Origin of the sequence: Staphylococcus sp. FSL K6-3157 (genome assembly GCF_038005145.1) — a bacterium.
GTDB classification, from domain to species: domain Bacteria; phylum Bacillota; class Bacilli; order Staphylococcales; family Staphylococcaceae; genus Staphylococcus; species Staphylococcus equorum.
Genome location: NZ_JBBOSM010000001.1, coordinates 2,039,887 through 2,059,428, shown reverse-complemented (window position 1 = coordinate 2,059,428; position 19,542 = coordinate 2,039,887). Strand labels below are relative to the sequence as shown.

Annotated in this window: 30 protein-coding genes and 1 pseudogene; 15 read left to right on the top strand and 16 right to left on the bottom strand. The window is 29.5% G+C overall.

All coding sequences use genetic code 11. The features are described 5' to 3' along the window. Window positions 1-122: 122 nt before the first annotated feature. Together MHB47_RS09905 and MHB47_RS09900 are read left to right on the top strand one after the other, a co-directional pair. Window positions 123-323, top strand: a complete 201-nt coding sequence (locus tag MHB47_RS09905; protein WP_002508223.1) for a cold-shock protein — start codon at window positions 123-125, stop codon at window positions 321-323. 180 nt (window positions 324-503) lie between these two features. Then, entirely contained in the window at window positions 504-1,262 is a 759-nt protein-coding gene (locus tag MHB47_RS09900; RefSeq protein ID WP_107517145.1) for a GolD/DthD family dehydrogenase, read from the top strand. Between the two features lie 288 nt (window positions 1,263-1,550). Here the strand turns inward: MHB47_RS09900 and MHB47_RS09895 are convergent, their stop codons facing one another. After that, window positions 1,551-1,823 (bottom strand): hypothetical protein, encoded by a 273-nt coding sequence (locus MHB47_RS09895; RefSeq protein WP_340756440.1) that lies wholly within the window; start codon window positions 1,821-1,823, stop codon window positions 1,551-1,553. 278 nt (window positions 1,824-2,101) lie between these two features. Here MHB47_RS09895 and MHB47_RS09890 point away from each other — a divergent pair, with 278 nt between their 5' ends. The 5 genes from MHB47_RS09890 (at window position 2,102) to MHB47_RS09870 (ending at window position 4,814) form a co-directional block, all read left to right on the top strand. Beyond that, window positions 2,102-2,608, top strand: coding sequence for a pyrimidine dimer DNA glycosylase/endonuclease V (locus MHB47_RS09890; protein ID WP_340756438.1), 507 nt, complete (start codon window positions 2,102-2,104; stop codon window positions 2,606-2,608). Beyond that, window positions 2,586-2,963 (top strand): DUF1722 domain-containing protein, encoded by a 378-nt coding sequence (locus tag MHB47_RS09885; RefSeq protein WP_340756436.1) that lies wholly within the window; start codon window positions 2,586-2,588, stop codon window positions 2,961-2,963. The genes MHB47_RS09890 and MHB47_RS09885 overlap by 23 nt, the downstream gene beginning before the upstream one ends. 11 nt (window positions 2,964-2,974) lie before the next feature. Further along, window positions 2,975-3,469 carry a TspO/MBR family protein gene (locus MHB47_RS09880; RefSeq protein WP_340756434.1) on the top strand — a complete coding sequence of 165 codons (495 nt, stop codon included), beginning with the start codon at window positions 2,975-2,977 and terminating at the stop codon, window positions 3,467-3,469. A gap of 223 nt (window positions 3,470-3,692) precedes the next feature. After that, a complete protein-coding gene (locus MHB47_RS09875) occupies window positions 3,693-4,502 on the top strand; it encodes an alpha/beta hydrolase (RefSeq protein ID WP_340756432.1) in 810 nt (269 codons plus the stop codon). 129 nt (window positions 4,503-4,631) lie between these two features. Next, window positions 4,632-4,814 (top strand): hypothetical protein, encoded by a 183-nt coding sequence (locus MHB47_RS09870; RefSeq protein ID WP_002508216.1) that lies wholly within the window; start codon window positions 4,632-4,634, stop codon window positions 4,812-4,814. 99 nt (window positions 4,815-4,913) lie between these two features. Here the strand turns inward: MHB47_RS09870 and MHB47_RS09865 are convergent, their stop codons facing one another. Next, window positions 4,914-5,114 carry a helix-turn-helix domain-containing protein gene (locus tag MHB47_RS09865; RefSeq protein WP_340756430.1) on the bottom strand — a complete coding sequence of 67 codons (201 nt, stop codon included), beginning with the start codon at window positions 5,112-5,114 and terminating at the stop codon, window positions 4,914-4,916. Between the two features lie 194 nt (window positions 5,115-5,308). Here MHB47_RS09865 and MHB47_RS09860 point away from each other — a divergent pair, with 194 nt between their 5' ends. Together MHB47_RS09860 and MHB47_RS09855 are read left to right on the top strand one after the other, a co-directional pair. Further along, window positions 5,309-5,692, top strand: a complete 384-nt coding sequence (locus MHB47_RS09860) for a VOC family protein (protein WP_340756428.1) — start codon at window positions 5,309-5,311, stop codon at window positions 5,690-5,692. Window positions 5,693-5,784: 92 nt separating this feature from the next. Continuing rightward, the gene (locus MHB47_RS09855; RefSeq protein WP_002512205.1) at window positions 5,785-6,222 is read left to right on the top strand and encodes a GNAT family N-acetyltransferase; all 438 of its coding nucleotides are present in this window, start codon (window positions 5,785-5,787) and stop codon (window positions 6,220-6,222) included. Window positions 6,223-6,496: 274 nt separating this feature from the next. Here the strand turns inward: MHB47_RS09855 and vraX (MHB47_RS09850) are convergent, their stop codons facing one another. After that, window positions 6,497-6,664 carry a C1q-binding complement inhibitor VraX gene (gene vraX / locus MHB47_RS09850; RefSeq protein WP_002508212.1) on the bottom strand — a complete coding sequence of 56 codons (168 nt, stop codon included), beginning with the start codon at window positions 6,662-6,664 and terminating at the stop codon, window positions 6,497-6,499. A gap of 463 nt (window positions 6,665-7,127) precedes the next feature. Here vraX (MHB47_RS09850) and MHB47_RS09845 point away from each other — a divergent pair, with 463 nt between their 5' ends. Beyond that, a complete protein-coding gene (locus MHB47_RS09845; protein ID WP_021339902.1) occupies window positions 7,128-7,358 on the top strand; it encodes a hypothetical protein in 231 nt (76 codons plus the stop codon). A 94-nt stretch (window positions 7,359-7,452) separates the two neighbouring features. Here MHB47_RS09845 and vraX (MHB47_RS09840) read toward each other — a convergent pair whose 3' ends face one another. The 6 genes from vraX (MHB47_RS09840) to tsaT all read right to left on the bottom strand — a co-directional run bounded on the left by vraX (MHB47_RS09840) (window position 7,453) and on the right by tsaT (window position 10,959). Then, on the bottom strand, window positions 7,453-7,629 hold the full coding sequence (gene vraX, locus MHB47_RS09840) for a C1q-binding complement inhibitor VraX (RefSeq protein WP_002508210.1): 177 nt from the start codon (window positions 7,627-7,629) through the stop codon (window positions 7,453-7,455). Window positions 7,630-7,865: 236 nt separating this feature from the next. Further along, the gene (locus MHB47_RS09835) at window positions 7,866-8,003 is read right to left on the bottom strand and encodes a hypothetical protein (protein ID WP_340756426.1); all 138 of its coding nucleotides are present in this window, start codon (window positions 8,001-8,003) and stop codon (window positions 7,866-7,868) included. 161 nt (window positions 8,004-8,164) lie between these two features. Beyond that, the gene (locus MHB47_RS09830; protein ID WP_340756424.1) at window positions 8,165-9,127 is read right to left on the bottom strand and encodes an arsenic resistance protein; all 963 of its coding nucleotides are present in this window, start codon (window positions 9,125-9,127) and stop codon (window positions 8,165-8,167) included. Window positions 9,128-9,713: 586 nt separating this feature from the next. Next, window positions 9,714-9,848: a hypothetical protein gene (locus tag MHB47_RS09825; RefSeq protein ID WP_002508207.1), complete on the bottom strand. Its 135-nt coding sequence runs from the start codon at window positions 9,846-9,848 to the stop codon at window positions 9,714-9,716. Between the two features lie 146 nt (window positions 9,849-9,994). Further along, entirely contained in the window at window positions 9,995-10,243 is a 249-nt protein-coding gene (locus tag MHB47_RS09820; RefSeq protein WP_340756422.1) for a hypothetical protein, read from the bottom strand. Window positions 10,244-10,776: 533 nt separating this feature from the next. Then, window positions 10,777-10,959, bottom strand: a complete 183-nt coding sequence (gene tsaT, locus MHB47_RS09815; RefSeq protein ID WP_340756420.1) for a type II toxin-antitoxin system toxin TsaT — start codon at window positions 10,957-10,959, stop codon at window positions 10,777-10,779. 292 nt (window positions 10,960-11,251) lie between these two features. Between tsaT and MHB47_RS09810 the strand changes: the two genes are divergently transcribed. The 3 genes from MHB47_RS09810 to MHB47_RS09800 all read left to right on the top strand — a co-directional run bounded on the left by MHB47_RS09810 (window position 11,252) and on the right by MHB47_RS09800 (window position 12,661). Beyond that, window positions 11,252-11,746, top strand: a complete 495-nt coding sequence (locus MHB47_RS09810) for a hypothetical protein (protein ID WP_340757314.1) — start codon at window positions 11,252-11,254, stop codon at window positions 11,744-11,746. Between the two features lie 68 nt (window positions 11,747-11,814). Then, the gene (locus tag MHB47_RS09805; RefSeq protein WP_002508202.1) at window positions 11,815-12,021 is read left to right on the top strand and encodes a TM2 domain-containing protein; all 207 of its coding nucleotides are present in this window, start codon (window positions 11,815-11,817) and stop codon (window positions 12,019-12,021) included. A gap of 424 nt (window positions 12,022-12,445) precedes the next feature. After that, entirely contained in the window at window positions 12,446-12,661 is a 216-nt protein-coding gene (locus MHB47_RS09800; RefSeq protein ID WP_002508201.1) for a sterile alpha motif-like domain-containing protein, read from the top strand. A 13-nt stretch (window positions 12,662-12,674) separates the two neighbouring features. Here the strand turns inward: MHB47_RS09800 and MHB47_RS09795 are convergent, their stop codons facing one another. The 6 genes and pseudogenes from MHB47_RS09795 to MHB47_RS09770 form a co-directional block, all read right to left on the bottom strand. Then, complete coding sequence (locus MHB47_RS09795; RefSeq protein ID WP_340756418.1) at window positions 12,675-12,911, bottom strand: hypothetical protein; 237 nt, start codon at window positions 12,909-12,911, stop codon at window positions 12,675-12,677. A 556-nt stretch (window positions 12,912-13,467) separates the two neighbouring features. Beyond that, a pseudogene (locus MHB47_RS09790) lies at window positions 13,468-13,638 on the bottom strand (IS5/IS1182 family transposase); the annotation flags it as partial. A 422-nt stretch (window positions 13,639-14,060) separates the two neighbouring features. Beyond that, window positions 14,061-15,356, bottom strand: coding sequence for a CitMHS family transporter (locus tag MHB47_RS09785; protein ID WP_340756416.1), 1,296 nt, complete (start codon window positions 15,354-15,356; stop codon window positions 14,061-14,063). 185 nt (window positions 15,357-15,541) lie between these two features. Continuing rightward, a complete protein-coding gene (locus MHB47_RS09780) occupies window positions 15,542-15,808 on the bottom strand; it encodes a hypothetical protein (protein ID WP_002508197.1) in 267 nt (88 codons plus the stop codon). A gap of 221 nt (window positions 15,809-16,029) precedes the next feature. Beyond that, complete coding sequence (locus MHB47_RS09775; protein WP_056935397.1) at window positions 16,030-16,566, bottom strand: GNAT family N-acetyltransferase; 537 nt, start codon at window positions 16,564-16,566, stop codon at window positions 16,030-16,032. Between the two features lie 463 nt (window positions 16,567-17,029). Then, window positions 17,030-17,455 (bottom strand): organic hydroperoxide resistance protein, encoded by a 426-nt coding sequence (locus MHB47_RS09770; RefSeq protein WP_002508195.1) that lies wholly within the window; start codon window positions 17,453-17,455, stop codon window positions 17,030-17,032. Window positions 17,456-17,633: 178 nt separating this feature from the next. Here MHB47_RS09770 and aroD point away from each other — a divergent pair, with 178 nt between their 5' ends. Then, window positions 17,634-18,353 (top strand): type I 3-dehydroquinate dehydratase, encoded by a 720-nt coding sequence (gene aroD, locus MHB47_RS09765; protein WP_340756410.1) that lies wholly within the window; start codon window positions 17,634-17,636, stop codon window positions 18,351-18,353. Window positions 18,354-18,419: 66 nt separating this feature from the next. After that, window positions 18,420-18,959, top strand: coding sequence for a nitroreductase family protein (locus MHB47_RS09760; protein ID WP_021339858.1), 540 nt, complete (start codon window positions 18,420-18,422; stop codon window positions 18,957-18,959). A 146-nt stretch (window positions 18,960-19,105) separates the two neighbouring features. Here MHB47_RS09760 and MHB47_RS09755 read toward each other — a convergent pair whose 3' ends face one another. After that, window positions 19,106-19,426 carry a thioredoxin family protein gene (locus MHB47_RS09755; RefSeq protein ID WP_002508192.1) on the bottom strand — a complete coding sequence of 107 codons (321 nt, stop codon included), beginning with the start codon at window positions 19,424-19,426 and terminating at the stop codon, window positions 19,106-19,108. Window positions 19,427-19,542: the final 116 nt, after the last annotated feature.

Sequence of the window (19,542 nt, the reverse complement as noted above, 5' to 3'; positions counted from 1 at the left end):
TGTATTCAAGTAATTTTTCATTCGGAAATTTTAAAAGTAGTCTTATTCATTGAATTTTACTCCTTTGGATTTTTTAATAACAAGTTACAAATATATGTGCTAAAGCACACGGAGGTTTTCATATGAATAAAGGTACAGTAAAATGGTTCAATGCAGATAAAGGTTTCGGTTTCATCGAAGTAGAAAATAACGACGACGTATTCGTACATTTCTCAGCTATCAATTCTGAAGGTTACAAATCATTAGAAGAAGGCGAAACAGTTGAATTCGACATCGTTGATGGCGACCGTGGTAAACAAGCTGCTAACGTTAACAAAGCATAATTTAAAATAATAAATTATCTTTAACACTCACCCTACGGGGTGGGTGTTTTTTTTTTGTTAAAAATTAAAAGAATTAATAGCAATAAATTATAATGAATATTTAGAAAAGTATAAGAGGATTATTTTGTAAGCGTTTAATTTAACTAGTATACTTAATATATAGTTAAAGGAGCGGATATTATGCAAAATTATAAAGGATTTGATAAAGATTTTAATATTACAGATAAAGTAGCTATTATTACTGGGGGGAACAGTGGTATAGGTAAAGCAATTTCCGATTTTTACATAGAAAAAGGGGCTAAAGTTGCAGTATTAGATATAAAAGATAGTGTAAAAGAATTGAAAGGTGATCACATTCTAGGTATTCAATGTGATATAACAAATGAACAAGATATAGATAATGCGATTGAGTTAACAAAGCGGACTTTTGACCGTATTGATATATTGGTGAATTCTGCAGGTGTTGCGCTTTTAGATAAAGCGGAAACAATGTCTAGCGAGATTTGGCAAAAACAAATTGATTTAAATTTAACTGCCTCGTTTAAAATGGCTCAAAAAGTTGGTAATGAATTTATTGAACAAGGTGAAGGTGGAAAAATTATTAATATGGCAAGCCAAAATGCTTTAATAGCATTAGATAAACATACTGCTTATGGAGTAACAAAAGCTGGAATTGTTAATTTAACTAAGAGCTTGGCATTTGAGTGGGCAAAATTTAATATTAATGTTAACGCTATTGCGCCAACAATTGTTGCAACAGAATTGTCTGATAAAGCATGGGTGGGTAAGGCAAGAGAAGACGCTTTAGCTGGTATCCCTTTAGGAAGATTTGGTGAACCTGAAGAAGTAGCAGCAATCGCTTTATTTTTAGCAAGTGACGCGACCAATTTTATGACCGGAGAAACCATTGTATTAGATGGTGGAAATACGATTAAATAAGTGATGTTAATATATATTTAGTGAAGATATTTTATAACTAATGAATAATAATAAGTAAATCCTATAAATTAATATTTATAGGATTTACTTATTTTGTGTATATAACTGAGATAGTAACGATTTTATAAAGTGCTGACGCCTAGGGGAATAATATGAGCGAGAGACTACAGGCTCGAGCCATATCCCAGGCAAGCAGGCACTTTAAAATCGTATTAATATGATTTACTAGCAAGAATTATTCCATGAAATTTATATAAATAAAAAACACATCAGTAATTTTGGATGTGTTTAATCATTAAGTATTTGCAAGATTTCATCGTATTTTTGTTCGCTCAACATACCTAATGGACTTTCTTCAAATTTAAATATTAAAAAATCATCGTTTGAATTAAAAGAATTTTTAATACTTTCGTATATTTCATTTCTTTCTAAATCACTTTTTAAAAGCCATAACCCTCTATAAATATACAAAGCATTACCCAAGGCATTTAATTTAGCAGGCAATTTTTCATAACCATATGAAATAGAATTCAAATTATACGACAATATGTATTTTGACATTAATATCAGCCTCCTATATAAGCATATCATTAACTGTAAAATAAAAGTTGGACAAAGGTTGATATTAAGCGAATTTAGAGTAAGCTTTTACAAGAATTATAAAAAGTATTTAATTTAGTGTTCTATTTACTGAAGCTTAATTCATTTTAGAGGTAATTTAAATTGAAAGAAATAGCTCTCATTTGCATATAAATATTTAAAAGTGAATACTGTATGTAGGGATTTAAAAATGACTTTGTTAGAGAATTCATAATCTATATAAGTAAGGGAAGATGCATATGCAAATTTTCAGAATAAGCTCAGACCATAAGAAAAGTGCACGTTTTTTAGATAATAGAAGGCTATCGAAGCAAGTATTAGAATTATATCAAATTATTAGAGTATGTTTAGCAAAGTTAAACCTTGTTGATGTAAACAGTAATTATATTAAACATCCAATTGTTGCTCATGTTTATAACAATGGCGAACCATATATTATAGATACTTTCAAAATTTTAGAATGTATGAACGAAGAGCATATTCGACGAGGAGGAAAACGGTCTGTAGGTTTTAAAAATGATATAGCACGTTTGAGAGAAATTGTTTATAAAAAAGAATATCAAAAATATTTTTCACATGAAAAACTACCTCCATTTTATGTTTTTGGTGATTATAAAGTACACGGTGAAGATGCATTTGAGTTATATCAAACATTATTATTCAATAAATGGAAAAAAGATAAAATACCGCCACGATGTGGTATTAAAAAAGGTACGGATAAATATGACACAACGTTATCAAATTGAACAGTTATGGCGTCAATATAAATATGAAGTGTTGTGGCACGACCAAAATAGTTACAATAAAATTAGAGAAACAATGAAACAAAATCCGACATATGGAGATATAGTATCTTTGATTTCATATGCGTTAACATTAAAGCCAACTGAAGGTTCTATTATCAATGCTTATGATCATATGTGGGGGTATTTTAAAAAAATACGTAGTTCATCAGAAAATGAATTCCAGAAAAGTTTAAAATATCAATTTCAACAACATAAAATAGATGAAACTTATCTTTTAGAATTTCTCAAAAGTATGGCTTGTTTTTACAACGTTGATTATATAAAACAATCTTCAATTATAAAAAATTTGAAATAGGAGGAATTATAATGGGAATGATAAAAATGTTAACGAGAACATTATTACCTTTTGTGGGTGGAAATATTATAGGCAAAATAACTGCAAAAGAAGCACCAAAAGATTATGGCAAATTTGAAAAACCACCGTATTCTCCACCACGATATGCGTTTCCTATTGTTTGGCCAATATTATATTTATGCATGGGTGTAGCTTATAATTTGGTTAAAGGCAATGGAACAAATACCAAAGCAGCAACTGTTACGCATTATACTCAGCTTAGTTTGAATTTTCTATGGTCATTATTGTATTTTAAAAAGAAAGTAAGGGGCATCGCATTGATTGAGAGCTTTATTTTATTAATAGCAGTAACGACTAACGTTGTTGTATTTTTTAAAAACAAGACTATTTCAGGTATCTTGCTTTTCCCTTATGTTCTTTGGTCTAGTTATGCTAGCTATTTAAATACTGGCAATTGGTTGCTAAATAAAGATAACCCAGAGTATTCAAATGGTCTCTGTAAATAAGATTTTAATTTAGAGTGTCAACAAAGTTTCTGACTTTGTTGACATTTTTTAATTAAACCATTTCTATATACTATGGAAAATAAAATATATTAGAAATTTAGGGGTATAGATATAATATGTTAATACTCATACGTGCATGAATAATCATACAGTCATGTTGTTTTAAAGAGTCGTTAAAATAAAATTGTTGAGGTGCAATAATTTAAATGAAAGGGTGGATTTTATGAATTATATAAAATATTTAAATTCTCAAGATAGTACCCGAATTTATACGAAGATTAATGATGTTGAAGAAGCACAAGCAAATATCATCGTAGTGCATGGATTAGGAGAACATTTAGATCGCTATGATGAATTAACAAGGCATTTAAATTTAAATAAATTCAACGTCATTCGATATGATCAACGAGGACATGGACGCTCGGAAGGACGTCAAACGTATTACAGTAATATGAATGAAATAGTGGAAGATTTATCAGCAGTAATTAATTATGTGGAATCGAATTTTGAGGGTGAAGTATACTTGATTGGCCATAGTATGGGAGGCTATACAGTGACATTATTTGGTACGCAATATCCCAATGCAGTAGATGGCATAATCACTTCGGGGGGATTAACACGTTATAATATTAAATTATTTGGTGAGCTAGATAGAAGTATGTCTTCATATGAATATGTAGAAAATGAATTAAGTGATGGATTATGTTCTGACCAAACAGTTGTTGAAAAGTATAAATTAGATGATTTAAATGCGAAACAAATATCCATGGGGCTCATTTATACATTACTTGATGGTGTTGAGTATTTAAAAAATAATGCAAAGCAGTTCAAGGATAATATATTAATGTTACATGGTAAAGAAGACGGTTTAGTTAGCTATAAGGACTCAATTCAATTATATAATGAAATAGGCTCAGAGCATAAATCTATTCATATTTATGACAGGTTGCAACACGAAATATTTAACGAATCTTCTTATAACAAAAGTATATTTAATGAAATTGTAGATTGGCTAAATTATGAATTAAAATAGCTTTGGAATTTTAAAGTATACATCATTATTATTGCTCAATACTTTATTAACTATCAGGAAATGTTTGTTTTGAACTATTGAACATTTTACAATAAGTGTAGAAGTCATGTTTAAGGAGAGAAATTATTTATGATGATAAAAACATTGCATATGCAATATGAAGAGGGTTTTGAAGCTTTCGATGAACGAGTGAACGAATTCCTACAAGAAGTTAGTGAAAAGCAACATTGGGATCTTGTGAGCGTTACACCATCTGTTACAAATAGTTTGGAAGGTGTAGATTATTTTATTACCGTCGTATTTAAAAAATAAAAGTGGAAAACGATTGTTGTTTTCCACTTTTATTATAACTAAGAACGTTATTCGAATTTCTGTCCCTTAATGCGTACTTAGCTTAATATAACAATATCATTATGCATTAAATGTCTGCTTAGAAACATTAAAATAATCTGCGAGAATGGCAATATCATTTTCTGAAACACTACGGTATCCATTTTCCCAATCCCAAACCTGACAAATTCTAAAATCTTTGCCATAGTTATTATTTAAATTAACAACTAATCTAGAGATACTTAAATTATATTTTTCACGTAAATCATTTAGTACTTTCACAATTAATCACTCCCAAACGAGTTGTAATAAAATCCGTATTTAATTGTAGTATACACACTATTTATTTTCAAATCAGTGAACTTATAAAGGCGTTATCATATACTGGTATTATGCAATTTAGCTTGTTAAATAAGAGAAGGATTAGAATGTATTAATAATAAAAAATTCGAAAAAGAGAGATAAGGTGGATTCATATGAAAATTATTGCTATGAGTATTTTTGTTGATAATCAAGATAAAGCGAAACAATTCTATACTGAAAAATTAGGATTCGAACTGAAACATGATATTGAAATGGGCGGGGAATTTAAATGGTTGACCGTAAAAGAAAATAATTCTAATAATCCAGTTGAAATAGTGTTAGAACCTAATGTGAGTGAGATTGCCAAAAATTATCAAGAAGGTTTATATAGTGCTGGTATACCCGTAACTATGTTTGGTGTTGAAAATATGGAAGCATCACATGAGCGTTTAGTTAATTTAGGTGTCGAGTTTCATACTGAACCTAAGGTAGTTGATGGCACCAAACTTGCGGTTATAAATGATACTTGTGGCAATTTAATTCAGCTTATAGAATAATAATATATGATGAAAGACACTGTAACCGACTACTGAACTATTACCATTAATATTAATTTAGTTTATTTTCTAAGAATTATAGGAGGTGTTTTATGGAATTAGTAGTTAAACGGACAAAAGATTTATCAAATATTGAACTATTACACATTTTAGAAGAAAGGATAAAAGTATTCGTAGTAGAGCAAAAATGTGCATACCAAGAAATAGATAAAGACGACGAGGAAGCTTTGCATATTATATTGAAGGATGAAAACCACATTGCTGCATACACGCGTATTGTTGATCGCCAGTCGCATATCAGCTTCGGAAGGGTGCTAGTGGCACAAAACTATAGAATGCGAGGCTTTGGGCGTAACATTGTGCAGAAAACAATAGATATTATTAATGAAAAATATAGTGGATCACTCATCAGTATTTCGGGGCAAGCCTATTTAAAATCATTTTATGAATCATTTGGTTTTAAAGGTGTTTCTGATATTTATTTAGAAGACGATATTCCACATATTAAATTTGAAATGATGGCAAGATAATAAGAAAGTTTAATAAACGAAATGTGTTGGAACTGTTTAAATTTAATACAAAACGGATTAGATAGATTTAAAAAAAGTAGCTTCCGAAATGGAAACTACTCTTTTAAATTTAACTAGGGTTTACCTAGATGTAATTTCGGTCTTTTTGAACTCATCGTCTTTAGAAAAATCATTTAGAAAGACTTTTTTTAAACAAATGTGATAGCCCCTTAATGTTTGTTTGAATATCTCCGGTTGATACACCAACTTAAATGCATATCCTTTAGCTTCTGATTTATTGTTTTTTCATTTTATCAATATCTTGAGAAACTAACATTAATAATTCTTCAGTTTCAGAGTCCGTTAAATCATCAGAACCTTTAATTCTTATAACAGAACCTTTATCTGTTTTAACATGATAGATAGGCTCGTCATCTTTATAAACTTTGCGTAGTACTTCCATTTCATCACCCTTTTTTATCTGAAACAATTCAATATAATTAGTAACACATAATGGTTAAAAATAAAGAATTGAGTTGTTATCGTAACTAGCAATCATTTTTATAAAATAAATTGCTATTTATTAATACTTTAACTATAGGATAACTTTTTGTTGGATTCATTTCCAACAGTATGATTAATTTTATTTAAATTTATTAATATTTACATATATTGCTATATTCTTCATTGATAAATCAATTATAAGTTCAAATAAATAATTTGAGAACGATTTACACAATTTAGTTATTTAGGTTTTTATTATATAAAAACGGGTAAATATAACTAAGCACAAGAAGTCCTCCAAACTTTAGTGTGGAATATATTTTCGATTCGAGATTTCACGCCACTTTTCGAAGTGGCGTATTTCTTTTATAATAGCGATAAGTTATATTAATAGTATCATTTAAATTAAAAGGATGTAAAAGATGAAATTACTCAATATACTATCATTGGTTTGTAGCATATTTATAGCATTGATCATTGTTTATGGTGTGATTATGATGGTTGGTGATGCCATGGGTATTACAACTTTTAATGGTCAATTACTCATTGTAGGGCTATCATTAGTCTTACTTAGTGGATTAGTCGGAAAGCAAAAACCTAGATTATCTATGCTTATATTATTTGTAGGTTTTATTATAGTTGTTATGAATTAATGAATATAAAGATACAGTCCAATAAGTTGAATTTAATTCAATTTATTGGACTGTATTTTATTTGAATAAACACGAGTGGTGTATAGCTTTTCCGTTATTCAATATTATTTTTTAATTTTTCGTCCATGTCTTTAGCAACGGCAGTTAATAAGTGAGTTATTTCAGTTTTATTCGATTTGTCATCAGTTTTGACTTTAATTAATAGACCTAAGTTTGTCTTTATATGATAAATAGGTGCCTTGTTTTCATATACTTTTCTTAGAATTTGCATCTTTATCACCTCATCAAATAGAAATACGAAAGTGCAAGAAAGAGGAAATCAAAAACTTTTGAGTGTAAAATGTTACCTAGTGATTATATTAAAGCATTTTTGATCAAATAGGAAATAATTGGATTTTAAAAATGCTGATTAAACGATATAAAAAAGACTGAGAAATGTATATATGAACTCAGCCTCGGTTTATCTATTTCTAAAATGATTTGATAGAATTGCAATGTTAAAAATGATTAAAATTGATCGTTTGTTCTATCTTCTTCAACAATATATTCATCTGTGCTGTAATCAGTAGATGATGTACTTAATATAGATTTTACTAATAGCGCAAATGAAACAATACCTAATAAGACTAATGCAATTTTTTTCATAACATCAAGCTCCTCTTTGTTAGATAGTTTACCATACAGCAATACTAACAAACGAATATATATATGATGAGTTTGTTAGCATTTTTATTAATTATACTAAAAAATGAGTTGTTAAATATTTAAATATAGGATTAGCGACACCAATATTCAATTTTAATTGTTTATTTTATAAGCTTAGGAATAACTTTAATGTAAACAAGCTCACCAATGAGTTCGGTTAATGTTTGAGTAATAATGACTGTTGTAGTGATGGTTACCCAATGATTTGGTAAGGAAAGGGCAAGAGGTAACACAACCAATGCGTTTCTCGTACTAGTACTGAAAGCTAATGTTCTTAAATTCAGAATATCTAAACGGAATAACTTTCCACAAAATAAGCCTATTATAGGTGCAATAATCATAAAACAGATATAAATAGGCACAACAGTTAATACAATATTTAAATCATTCGTAATCTTGTTTATTTGTGAACCTACGACTGAAAAAAGTACGAGTGACATAAAGAGTTCCGGTAACCATGCAGTAAGATTTAAGACACGATTCATAGAGTTAGATTTTTTACTGAGCAGTTGTAATAATAATGCGAGCATCAAAGGAATAATGATGAATGTGAAAAAAGCATTAATAAATGGTGCTACTTCAATGATTGATAAGATTTCATTATTTAAAAAAATAGTAAAATAAACGGGCAGTAGAATAATTTGTAATACAAATAATATAGGTGTAGAAATAAGCATATGCTGTGCATTTCCTTTTCCTAATGCGGTGAAGACGATAACGTAATCAATACACGGTGTTAACAGTACGAGATATAGCCCAATTAATATTGGAGCAGAACTAACTTCAAATAATTGTATTAAAGCAAAAACAAAGATAGGTATGATTATAAAGTTAGATAAAATTAATGCAATTATATATTTCGTGGTAAAAAGATTTTGGCGAATATTGAAAAAAGGAATTTGTGAAAACATGCTAAACATTAAAATGCCAATAAAAATTGAAACCACAGACTCTAGAAAAATAGAAAATATTTGTGAGGATAAACCAGCTAATATACCCAGCACAAGTGCTACAAAATATATATAAATTTGATAGTGTTCAATTTTACTTTTAAAGTGTTGCATAATGACCTCGCTTTTAGATGATGTATAAAAATTAATTATAACTTAATGTGATACTCTATGAAATTTAATATACGCATTTGACGATATAATAAGTTTTTGATTGTATAGGCAACTTTTATTTTGATATAATAACCAAGGCATGTCTTAGGGCATGATAGAATTTAACGGAGATGGGTTTTCTACGTGTCCTTTGACATGTGAAGATTCATAACTCCCGTTATAGTCAAAAGCCCCTTTAATTAGGGGTTTTTTTAATGGTCAGCAAAGCCTTGTGGGTTTTGTTGTTTTTTAATTTTTAATCCTCAATTTATAAATTCGCAGTGGCTGATTGAATTGAAAAATGGGCTTATAGCAAACCTTTAAAGAACTACTACTTCAATTATGAAGACAAGTAGCTCTTGCATTCCATTTTACAGTCAGCTTAGCCAGGCTAGGTTCATACGACGAAATCTTGTTAAAAAATTAGATTTCTGTCCCACTCTAAAATACTATTATGATTTTAAAGTAAAAAGTTTAAGTTTTAACACAAAAACTCATAATCGCTAAGCTATATTAATAGCGATTATGAGTACAGTTAATTTCCATATTAAGATTTTTGTTTATCTTGTATGCTAACTTTATTTTCGACTTTTTCGTCAGTTGAGTTGTCTACACTTAATAATAATGCTCGTACTATAAGTGCACCAGTTAATAGTAAAAGTAAATTTTTGAATAATTTCATAATTATCACTCACCCGTCTTTATTAAAACGACTTAAATATAGCAACACATTCCTAATACATAATTGCCTTATTGATATAATACCCTTTCTATAATATTGTAATTGGTATTTTACACAAATTGTAGAAAGGGCTAAGTCTAAAAAAATTAAACGTCGATGATTTTAAGTTGTGATTGTGCTTCATTAATTTCTATTTTTAGATTTTTACTATTATTTTCTACAGTAGTACTAATTACTTCACCATTTTGTATAGAAAAATGAACTTGGCTTAAGATACCCATTGCATAGTCATTAATTGGACTGACCAATGAAATAGAATTGGCATCTTCCTGTATTACAAATTGTTTCTGACTCTGATTAATAATCTCCCATTGAGGTAAGTATGTTAACTTCAAAATTAACCCTCCTAATTGTTGTTTTTCAAAAGTTATTATTTAATTTTCATTATAAACTATATTGCTGAAAATGGTATTAAACACAACTGAAAGTAAATGCGACTCATTTAGTTAAAATGTTAATTACAGGGAATAACAATATTGAAGAAATTGTTTAATAGAGGTGATGTTATGAATATTCTGATAGCAATAATATTAAGTCTTGTATTCGCATTTTTAGGAACAATGCCATTTTTATTTGTAAATACGAGGTTGTACGAAAATGTTAACCATTCAAGTGAAGAGGTTCGTCATGAGAAAAGGAGAGCGTATAAGCGCTTTATATACTTTTTTATTTTAGGAATTGCTATGTTAACAATTTATCATTTTCTTACTGATTAATTACGATTACACCAGATTTATATCGAAAATTTAGTTTTGTAATTGTACATGTAAATTAGGTTTACAATTTTATGAGAAATTAAAAAAGTCCTGGTCACGATATATAATAATCTTTAAGGGATTATTCTCGTTGTGATCAGGACTTAATTTGATTAACTGAATATAATTGAGCATAAAATACCAGCGACACCTATAATAATTAACATAAATGTTGCTCCAAGTAATGATTCTTTAGCTTGCTGAGATTTTTTGTTTTTGTAAGTGATAAGTAACACGATACCACATACTAGAAAAACTAATGATAACCAGAATATAATCATGAAATGTAGACTCAAAGCACTAGACCTCCTTTAATATAAAAGTTGAATTGCAATGATTTAAGATATAATATTATTGCTTTTTGTAATTTTAAATGTAGTAAATATAATTTTTATTATAACATTATCAGTTTATCACTAAATACTTAACAGCAATAGTGTAAATATTTATGTAAAATATATTGAGTCACAATTAAATGGATGAACAACGTTTGATTAATTAAAAGTTTCAAAAGCTCAAATTAGGAAAGATAATACTATACAATTTAAATAACGATTTTCTGGAAGGGGTGGTTATATATTGGAAAATATGAATGTGAACTTAGAAGAAACGAAAGAAGCAGTTAATAGTTTAAAGTCCAAGGATTACTCTGATAATAAACAACAATATGATAAAACTGAAGAAAAAATTATAAAACAAAAAGACTATATACGAAATAAGCTCATGCCTGATAACAAACAAGAAGATGAACGTATCAAAGAAATAGCGAGTAAACTTAGTTCGCATATAAAAGTAGCCTTTGATGAATTTGACAATATGGATGACGTTATTGATTATTTAACACCGACGTTTCAAAGGGGAAAAGTTGATAAAGCATATGGACGTGCATTATTACTTATGGAAGAAAATACATTGATTGAGCAAGTGAAAGTCCATTTTGACGACCATAAAATAAATGCTAAATTGATGGATTATATTTTGACTGAATTAATAGAGTTAAGTAATGAAATAATGCCAAATGAATATAGTGAAATTTTGACAATTGAGAGGTCGTATTTTGAACTATTATATAGCGATAATTAATATTATTTAATTAATTAAGTAGTTTGATGTATAATGAAAGTAAATTAAATAAGCGAGGAGATTTGGCTATGAATGAAGTAAATAAAGTGATTTACATTGTATTAGCAGTGTTTCTAGGTAGCTTTGGTATTCATAAATTCTACGCTAGGAAAACGGGCGTAGGGATTTTATACCTAGTATTTTGTTGGACAGGTATTCCTCAAATATTAGCGATTATTGGTGCTATCCTTACATTATTGAAACCAGCTGATCAGAACGGTAATGTATTAGTATAAGTATTATGAATATAAATAAGTCTAGGCTAGCAATCCTAGACTTATTAAATGGCTGTTAGAATTCTACGGAAATCTAACAGCCATTTTTTAGTTCAAAATATATGAGTATAATGACTGTAAAAGGGTGTTAACTCTAATTCTCGTCATATCATAAAAAGTAATAATTTATTTTTTTAAGTAAAAAAAACTGCCTGCAAAACACGCAATTTTGCAGGCAGTTTATAATGTTTACTTTAAATTAAAAAAACTTTATAAAGTTTACATTTCCGAATTAAATATAGCCATAACAACAATTCTTTTTAATTTTTTAAATAATAAAAAGAATCGTGGTAGACAAATAACTTATATTTGATATGATTAGACAAAAGTACGATATGGTAAATCAAGTAACGATTTAAAAATATATAAAATCGAGGTAATGCTTATGACATTTTATGATTTTGTAATTAGTTTTATAGAAGACGATACACCTCTTGGACAACTCGCTCACAAAATTAAAAGGGATAATAATTTCCCTAAAGATGCAACTAGCTATAATGAATTAAACTCGTATTTTTATAGTAATTATATAGATCATGAAATGTTAGCTTCTGCTAAACGGGCGCTGAGTTTATATCTTAATAATATAAGCATAGCTTAATATATTTAGTAATCTATGTTTCGTAATACCAGTTTTGTTTGTTTAAAGCATCTTTAATATCTTTCGTTTTAAAATTAATTTCATTATTTCTAATAGAGAATGGTTCAAGTATACTTTGAGCCATCCATGAATTAATAAGCTCTTTAGGTAATCCATCTAATTCCATATCAGTCTTACTGACGACAAAACATTCCCAATCAAGTGAAACTTTCGAAGGATTAATATAATTACACTCTTTGAGCTGATTCATAAATAACACTCCTTAATATTGTAAATCCGACATTAAGTTTTACCCATGTATGATATGGGTAAAACGATAATTGTGAAATAAATGAAATTTAATCATATTTTCTAGCTATATAATTTTAAAGTTAATAAACAAGTAATTCAAATAAATAATGCTTGATGATGTGTAACGCAATGGGTTATGCGTTTTCTTTTTATATACCCGCTTTTTAGTATGTGCTAATCAAAAAATATGAATATTACTAAATAAAAAAACTGGAAGCACTCAAAAGAGTGTTTCTAGTCATAGCGTTGAAAAAATTTACGATTTTATGGGCAGCTTTTTGTGCATGATTTCCGTGGGCCTCAGCCTGTAGTTTTCGGCTAGTGCTTTTCCCGCAGGAGTCAGCCCAAATCACTGCCATTTTTAAACAAAAATAAAACGATAGATTATTCATTGATTGAACTTATATAAAGGGCAATATAGATACTAATGAAGATAAATGAATTAATTACAAAGATTATATCAACGAAAAAATATAAAAATAAACCAAATGCTTTTATAGCAATTGGTTTATCTACATTTTAGGGTGATAAGAGGATGCACCATTTAAGTGATTGAATTCGTAGAATTCTATTTCTGGAATTGTATTAATAATTTGATTAACTGTATGTGCGATATCATTGTTATGGATCAAAGTTTCAGTTTCCATTGGTAGTGTTAGTTGAGTCATATTGTAATTTTTATACATAAGACAGTTCGTTTTAAAGTTATGTTAGAGTGATTTTAAGAGTAACTTTAATTATACGAAAGTTGCTTATTATTTTGTATGAATTTATATAATTGTACCGATTTTGTAAAGCGCTGACGCCTAAGGGAATAGTATGAGTCTGTAAAACAAATAATATCTCAACTCTATTGCTATATTGGCAGTAGATGACTGAAGTGAAAACGCGCATAATATTAAGCTTGTTTCACTCCTAGTCATCTTTGCCGGGGTGGGACGACGAAATCTTATTAGAAAAATTAGATTTCTGTCCCACTCCCATGCCCCAGGCAAGAATACGCTTTCAAAATCGGAATATTTTAACATAGAAAAGCAGCAATCCATTAGAAACTAATAGATTGCTGCTTTTAATTTCAAACGTTGTTATACACGTCAAAAAAATAATTCTACCAAGGTATAATACCGAGAATACAAGCGACTAGAATCATAAATAAACTTGATCCTATTGCCCATTTGATAACAATACGTTGGTTTTGTCCATATTCAATATCTAGCATACCGACTAGTAAATAACCGGCAGCATACAGTGGACTTAATACGTGAAGCGGTTGTCCTAATACTGAAGCTCTGGCCATATCTACTTTAGATATACCAAATTGTTGTGCTGATTCAGCAAGAATTGGTAATACGCCATAATAGAATGGATCGTTAGCCATAAAGTAAGTGAAAGGCCCACTTAATATGGCAGTAATTAAAGCAAAATGATTACCTAAAGCATCAGGAATAATTTGCACTAATGTATTTGCCATTTCATCAACCATATGTGTACCATCCATAACACCCGTAAAGATACCAGATGCAAAAACAAGGCTTATTACTGATAATACATCGCCAGCATGCTTTTTAATTACTGAATTTTGAATACTTAGGTTTGGATAATTGAGTACAACTGCAACACCGAACCAAAGCATGAACATAACTGGGATAGGCAACAGACCAATCACAAGACAAACAATTAATGAAATTGTTAAAATTGCGTTTGGTATGAGCATTTTAGGTCTTTTTAATAATGACTCTTCTTTCGAATCTGTAGGTCTTACATCATCTAAATCTATATGTGTATTAGAAGTAATGTATTTTTTTGCACGTTTACCTAGTATGTATGCTACGGCAAAAGCAAAAACGATACCTGCAATCATTGCAGGTATAATAGGTATGAAAACTTCCTCAGTGGTAACCTGTAAAGATGAAATTGCTCGTGCTGTCGGGCCACCCCAAGGTAACATGTTCATAACCCCAATTGATAGTAGTGCTAAGGTTGAAAGTGTATATAAGCTCATGCCAATTTTTTTATATAGTGGCATCATTGCAGTTACAGTTATAATGAATGTAGTAGTGCCATCGCCGTCTAATGCGACCATAGAAGCTAGGACAACAGTACCCATTGCAATTTTAACTGGATCCCCTTTAACTACTTTAATAATTTGATTGATGACAGGTTCGAATAACCCGGCATCGATCATGACACCAAAATATAAAATGGCGAACGTGAGCATAATACCTGTTGGTGCAACTGTTTCAATGCCTTTAAGCATGTATTCGCCAAGACCAGAGTAGAAACCGCCAATCAAAGCAAAAACAGTTGGTACAACAATCAATGCTGTTAATGCTGACATTTTACGTGACATGATTAATATCAAGAAAACGATAATCATAATGAAACCTAATAAAGCTAAATTCATATGTTTGACTCCCCCCATCTGTCTAATTATAGCGCTTTCATTTGATTTGTAAAATGAAAAATAAAAACTTATATAAAAACTTTTAAAAAGTTAATTTTAAAATAAAAGTGCATCTATTGATAAATTTGAATTTAACAATAGATGCACTTGATAATAAATAGATGAAGTTATGTATAAAAAGAAAGTTAACCTAAAAAACCCATTACATATGTTTTCCACATTGGATAACTCATTAGAATAAATGCGAAGATGGATACGAACATAGCAAAGATATTAGCTACACGATCGCCACGTATACAAGCGTATAGGTTAAATAATAAAACACCTAAGATAAACAAAGCGCCTGCTAATATTGCCATATCGCCTTCTATCACTTTGTTAACAGCTAGTAAAGGTGTAGCTAAAGTGATTAATGATAAGAACAAAGATAGTAATGTAGTAGCATATTTCAATTTGTTCAGTCCTTTCTATAATTGGAAAGATGATATTTTAATGTGCATATGTAGATTGTAAGTATGACTTATTAAAATAATATTTCTAAATGCTTTTGATTGCAAGCCATTATAGGAAAACTTTTGAAAAATTACTTTAACTAGATGATTTTGCTACATAAAGCGAGCTATTGTGATTATGAAATAAATATAACGTTATTTTATATACAGGTATCAACTATTTAATTAAATAGTTCTAAATCATTGCCTTTAAAGTAATATATTAACCAATGTTCATCGACGTAATAGTCCTCATATTTTCTAGCATGTTCCTCTAAAAAGAGTGTGTCAAAGTTGAGATTACTGAAAAATACTTTTCCACTAATGTTATTAGAAATGAGTGAAGTTAATAAGATTTCTATTTCTTTGTCATGGCATATTTGGAAAATATGGCGCATTAACAATTTAGAGATATAATCTCTGGAATGATCATCATGACCTTGGACACACATGTTTTCCATTATTGCTTTATGAGATAAGCTATATTTTTGTTTGTGAATTAAAGTAGCCGCACCAACTAATTCATCTTGTTCAAAGGCACCAAGCACTGCATAATCTGATGTTTGTGAAGAAAGTAATTTTTGTATATTTAATTCAACTAAGCATTTGTCATTTTGCAATTTCCATGCAAATACTTCAAGTTCTTTGTGGATGCCCTTTAATAAAAAAGCGCGATAAATAGATGAATCTTCACTTGTTAAGTAACGTATATCTGTCATTGAATGCCTCCTAAACTGTACAAAGTATATATAATAAAATAATTAATATTCTGATATTTTATTTATAATACTATAGTAAAAGAAGTGATTGGGCAACTTTTCCATTTGCTTATGTCAAAAATATAATTAACTTAAAATTCCTTGGATTAATAAATTTATCGCTTTAAATTTAAAGAATTGAAATTCATTTGATGGATTATGATATAATATAGTGGTGTATACTAAAGTGGAGGCAAGACTTTTGGAGGCATTAATTATAATTATTGTTTCTCTGACAGCACTTATCCTGATTTCTTTTGCAATTTTAGTTGTTTATTTTTTCACTCAATTTAGTGATGATGACAATTAAATACCTAGACAGAGAATACTAAAGACATCAAGAAATAAGAGGGCAGAAACATCAAAGCACAAAATAACCCCTAGGCTCGAAATAGAGTCTAGGGGTTAAATATTATATTAAATACTAGTCAACAACTTCTACGTTTAAATCAACGTCAATGTTGCCACGTGTAGCTTTTGAATATGGACAAAATTCGTGCGCGTCTTGTAAATATTTTTCAGCGTCTTCTTGAGATAATACGCTTTTAACTTTAGCATCAATTGAAACGCTCAATTTAGGGCTTTCAGCATCTGGATCATCTTCTAAACGTACAGTTAGAGTTACTTCTGGTTCAGCATCTCTCACTTTGTTTTGTTTTAAGATTAAATCGAATGCACCGTTAAAGCATGAGGCATAACCTGCTGCGAATAATTGCTCAGGGTTTGTACCTTTTTCAGCGTCAGCTTGTGCTGGTGGAATAACCGCTACATCAATTGCTTTATCATCTGTTTGAACGTGTCCGTTACGGCCACCTGTATTTGTTGCTTTAGTTTCATAATTTACTGCCATTTTATTACCTCCTTAATGACTTACTATTACTGTATACCCGAAGAATTATTTTTAAATCATATAAAATTCATTCTTTGATTAATACTGCCATTTTATAAGTTAATGTATATTGATTGTTTTATTTTTGAAAATTGTTATACAATTATTTTAATCATATTAGATAAAGGAAGTAATAAAAATGACTGAAGTTGATATAGCTGTTACGATAGCGCCAGAAAACGAACTTTCACAATCTACTATAAAAGACTTAATTAAATTTCAAGATTCAATAGAAATCATTGAACTTAGAATAGATCAGTGGGTGGATTTTGATGTGAAGCATGTGTCTAAAGTAGTAGACAATATCTATAGTTTAAATTTAGGGAAAAAAATACTCGTTACTTATCGTACTTCTTCACAAGGTGGAGACGGTACGTTATCACAAGAAGCATATTTAAATGCATTAGCTGAAATGATCAATTTAGCACATATTGATTTAGTTGATATTGAATTTGAACCCGGGAAATCAACACAACCTTTAATAGATTTAATTGAACAATTTAAAAACAAACAAATCCAAGTGGTATTGTCCTATCATGATTTTAAAAAAACACCGGCATTAGAAGCTTTAAAACATCTTTATTTTAAAATGCATCAACTTGAACCAGATTATTTAAAAGTTGCAGTAATGCCTCATGAAAAACAAGATGTGCTTAATTTATTAAGTGCGATGTCAGAAACGTCTGATTCAGTCACTCAACAAGTAATAGGCATTGCAATGTCAAAATTGGGTGTTATATCAAGGACTGCGCAGGGATTATTTGGAGGCACTGTAACGTATGGCTGTCTTGATAGTCCTAAAGCACCAGGTCAAATTCATGTTGAAGCGTTAAAACAACAATTAAAGTTATATGAGTAGTTTGAAAATAATCTCGACCTGTCTTATAATTGAAAATAATTATCAATAGTGAAAGGGCGATATTATATGGAATTGCAAGAAGCAATAGCACAACGTCGTAGTATTAAAGTGTTCAAAAGAGATATGAATATAGACGATGCTGCTTTATATCAAGCTATTCAACAAGCTACTGATGCACCTAATCATGGTATGAGAGAGCCATGGAGAGTTGTTCATATTGCTAAAGATAGATTAGGGGATATGAGTAAACAACTTACCAAAATCGCTTTTCCTAATCTGAAGAAAAAACAAGAAGATCATTATAATGTAGCAACAAATCTTGGGGGAATGCTAGCTTTAGTCTTAAAAGAAGATCCAAGACAAAAACAAAATTTAGAAAATTATATGGCATTTGGAGCTTTCACTCAGAATTTAATGCTTCTTCTACATGAAGTTGGCATTGGTACGTGTTGGAAAACGCCAGCATATATTTTTGAACCTGAAATGCGTGCGTTATTTGGAGTGAAAGACGATGAGAGCTTAGTTGGATTTTTATATTTAACTGATTTAGAAGACGAAGTACCACATAGAGAACGTCATCTAAATAATATAATAGATAAATTTTAACTGTCATATAATAATTGTAAAGTGGGTAAGCAGTCATTTGAATGATTGTTGAGATAAATATATAAAGGCCGCATTGGAATTAAAATTCAATGCGGCCTTTATACTTAAATGTATGCCTTAGATTTTCATCTGCAACATTTTATGATTTATTTAAATGTTTCTGCTAAAAATGATTCAACTTGTTCTGGAGATTTTGCATTTGCTGAATGTAAATGAGCTAGTTTTTCTCCATTTTTGAAAACTAACAAGCTAGGAATACCCATTACATCATTGTCAGACGCTACGTCTTCTAATTCATCACGATTTACAGTGAACCATTGGTAATCATTATATTTTTCAGTGATTGGATCAATCCACATGTCCATCGCTTTACAATCTGGACACCAGCCTGCTTCAAATTTAACAATGACAGGATTATCACTTTGTATTGTTTCTTTAAAATTGTCTGTAGAATTTATTGGTTGCATAGTATAACTCCTTTATTTTAGATATTATTAACTTTATTATAACTGACAATTAGCCATTATTAAAAAAATCAGCTTGATATTAAGAGCGTTTTAAGTAGAAATTTGATATATTAGTG

What these genes read in the sequence shown, in the direction of transcription:
- MHB47_RS09905 (WP_002508223.1), top strand. Translation starts at nt 123, where the DNA reads ATGAATAAAGGTACAGTAAAATGGTTCAATGCAGATAAAGGTTTCGGT.
- MHB47_RS09900 (WP_107517145.1), top strand. Translation starts at nt 504, where the DNA reads ATGCAAAATTATAAAGGATTTGATAAAGATTTTAATATTACAGATAAA.
- MHB47_RS09895 (WP_340756440.1), bottom strand. Translation starts at nt 1,823, where the DNA reads ATGTCAAAATACATATTGTCGTATAATTTGAATTCTATTTCATATGGT.
- MHB47_RS09890 (WP_340756438.1), top strand. Translation starts at nt 2,102, where the DNA reads ATGCAAATTTTCAGAATAAGCTCAGACCATAAGAAAAGTGCACGTTTT.
- MHB47_RS09885 (WP_340756436.1), top strand. Translation starts at nt 2,586, where the DNA reads ATGACACAACGTTATCAAATTGAACAGTTATGGCGTCAATATAAATAT.
- MHB47_RS09880 (WP_340756434.1), top strand. Translation starts at nt 2,975, where the DNA reads ATGGGAATGATAAAAATGTTAACGAGAACATTATTACCTTTTGTGGGT.
- MHB47_RS09875 (WP_340756432.1), top strand. Translation starts at nt 3,693, where the DNA reads ATGAATTATATAAAATATTTAAATTCTCAAGATAGTACCCGAATTTAT.
- MHB47_RS09870 (WP_002508216.1), top strand. Translation starts at nt 4,632, where the DNA reads ATGATGATAAAAACATTGCATATGCAATATGAAGAGGGTTTTGAAGCT.
- MHB47_RS09860 (WP_340756428.1), top strand. Translation starts at nt 5,309, where the DNA reads ATGAAAATTATTGCTATGAGTATTTTTGTTGATAATCAAGATAAAGCG.
- MHB47_RS09855 (WP_002512205.1), top strand. Translation starts at nt 5,785, where the DNA reads ATGGAATTAGTAGTTAAACGGACAAAAGATTTATCAAATATTGAACTA.
- vraX (WP_002508212.1), bottom strand. Translation starts at nt 6,664, where the DNA reads ATGGAAGTACTACGCAAAGTTTATAAAGATGACGAGCCTATCTATCAT.
- MHB47_RS09845 (WP_021339902.1), top strand. Translation starts at nt 7,128, where the DNA reads ATGAAATTACTCAATATACTATCATTGGTTTGTAGCATATTTATAGCA.
- vraX (WP_002508210.1), bottom strand. Translation starts at nt 7,629, where the DNA reads ATGCAAATTCTAAGAAAAGTATATGAAAACAAGGCACCTATTTATCAT.
- MHB47_RS09835 (WP_340756426.1), bottom strand. Translation starts at nt 8,003, where the DNA reads ATGAAAAAAATTGCATTAGTCTTATTAGGTATTGTTTCATTTGCGCTA.
- MHB47_RS09830 (WP_340756424.1), bottom strand. Translation starts at nt 9,127, where the DNA reads ATGCAACACTTTAAAAGTAAAATTGAACACTATCAAATTTATATATAT.
- MHB47_RS09825 (WP_002508207.1), bottom strand. Translation starts at nt 9,848, where the DNA reads ATGAAATTATTCAAAAATTTACTTTTACTATTAACTGGTGCACTTATA.
- MHB47_RS09810 (WP_340757314.1), top strand. Translation starts at nt 11,252, where the DNA reads ATGAATGTGAACTTAGAAGAAACGAAAGAAGCAGTTAATAGTTTAAAG.
- MHB47_RS09805 (WP_002508202.1), top strand. Translation starts at nt 11,815, where the DNA reads ATGAATGAAGTAAATAAAGTGATTTACATTGTATTAGCAGTGTTTCTA.
- MHB47_RS09800 (WP_002508201.1), top strand. Translation starts at nt 12,446, where the DNA reads ATGACATTTTATGATTTTGTAATTAGTTTTATAGAAGACGATACACCT.
- MHB47_RS09795 (WP_340756418.1), bottom strand. Translation starts at nt 12,911, where the DNA reads ATGAATCAGCTCAAAGAGTGTAATTATATTAATCCTTCGAAAGTTTCA.
- MHB47_RS09785 (WP_340756416.1), bottom strand. Translation starts at nt 15,356, where the DNA reads ATGAATTTAGCTTTATTAGGTTTCATTATGATTATCGTTTTCTTGATA.
- MHB47_RS09775 (WP_056935397.1), bottom strand. Translation starts at nt 16,566, where the DNA reads ATGACAGATATACGTTACTTAACAAGTGAAGATTCATCTATTTATCGC.
- MHB47_RS09770 (WP_002508195.1), bottom strand. Translation starts at nt 17,455, where the DNA reads ATGGCAGTAAATTATGAAACTAAAGCAACAAATACAGGTGGCCGTAAC.
- aroD (WP_340756410.1), top strand. Translation starts at nt 17,634, where the DNA reads ATGACTGAAGTTGATATAGCTGTTACGATAGCGCCAGAAAACGAACTT.
- MHB47_RS09760 (WP_021339858.1), top strand. Translation starts at nt 18,420, where the DNA reads ATGGAATTGCAAGAAGCAATAGCACAACGTCGTAGTATTAAAGTGTTC.
- MHB47_RS09755 (WP_002508192.1), bottom strand. Translation starts at nt 19,426, where the DNA reads ATGCAACCAATAAATTCTACAGACAATTTTAAAGAAACAATACAAAGT.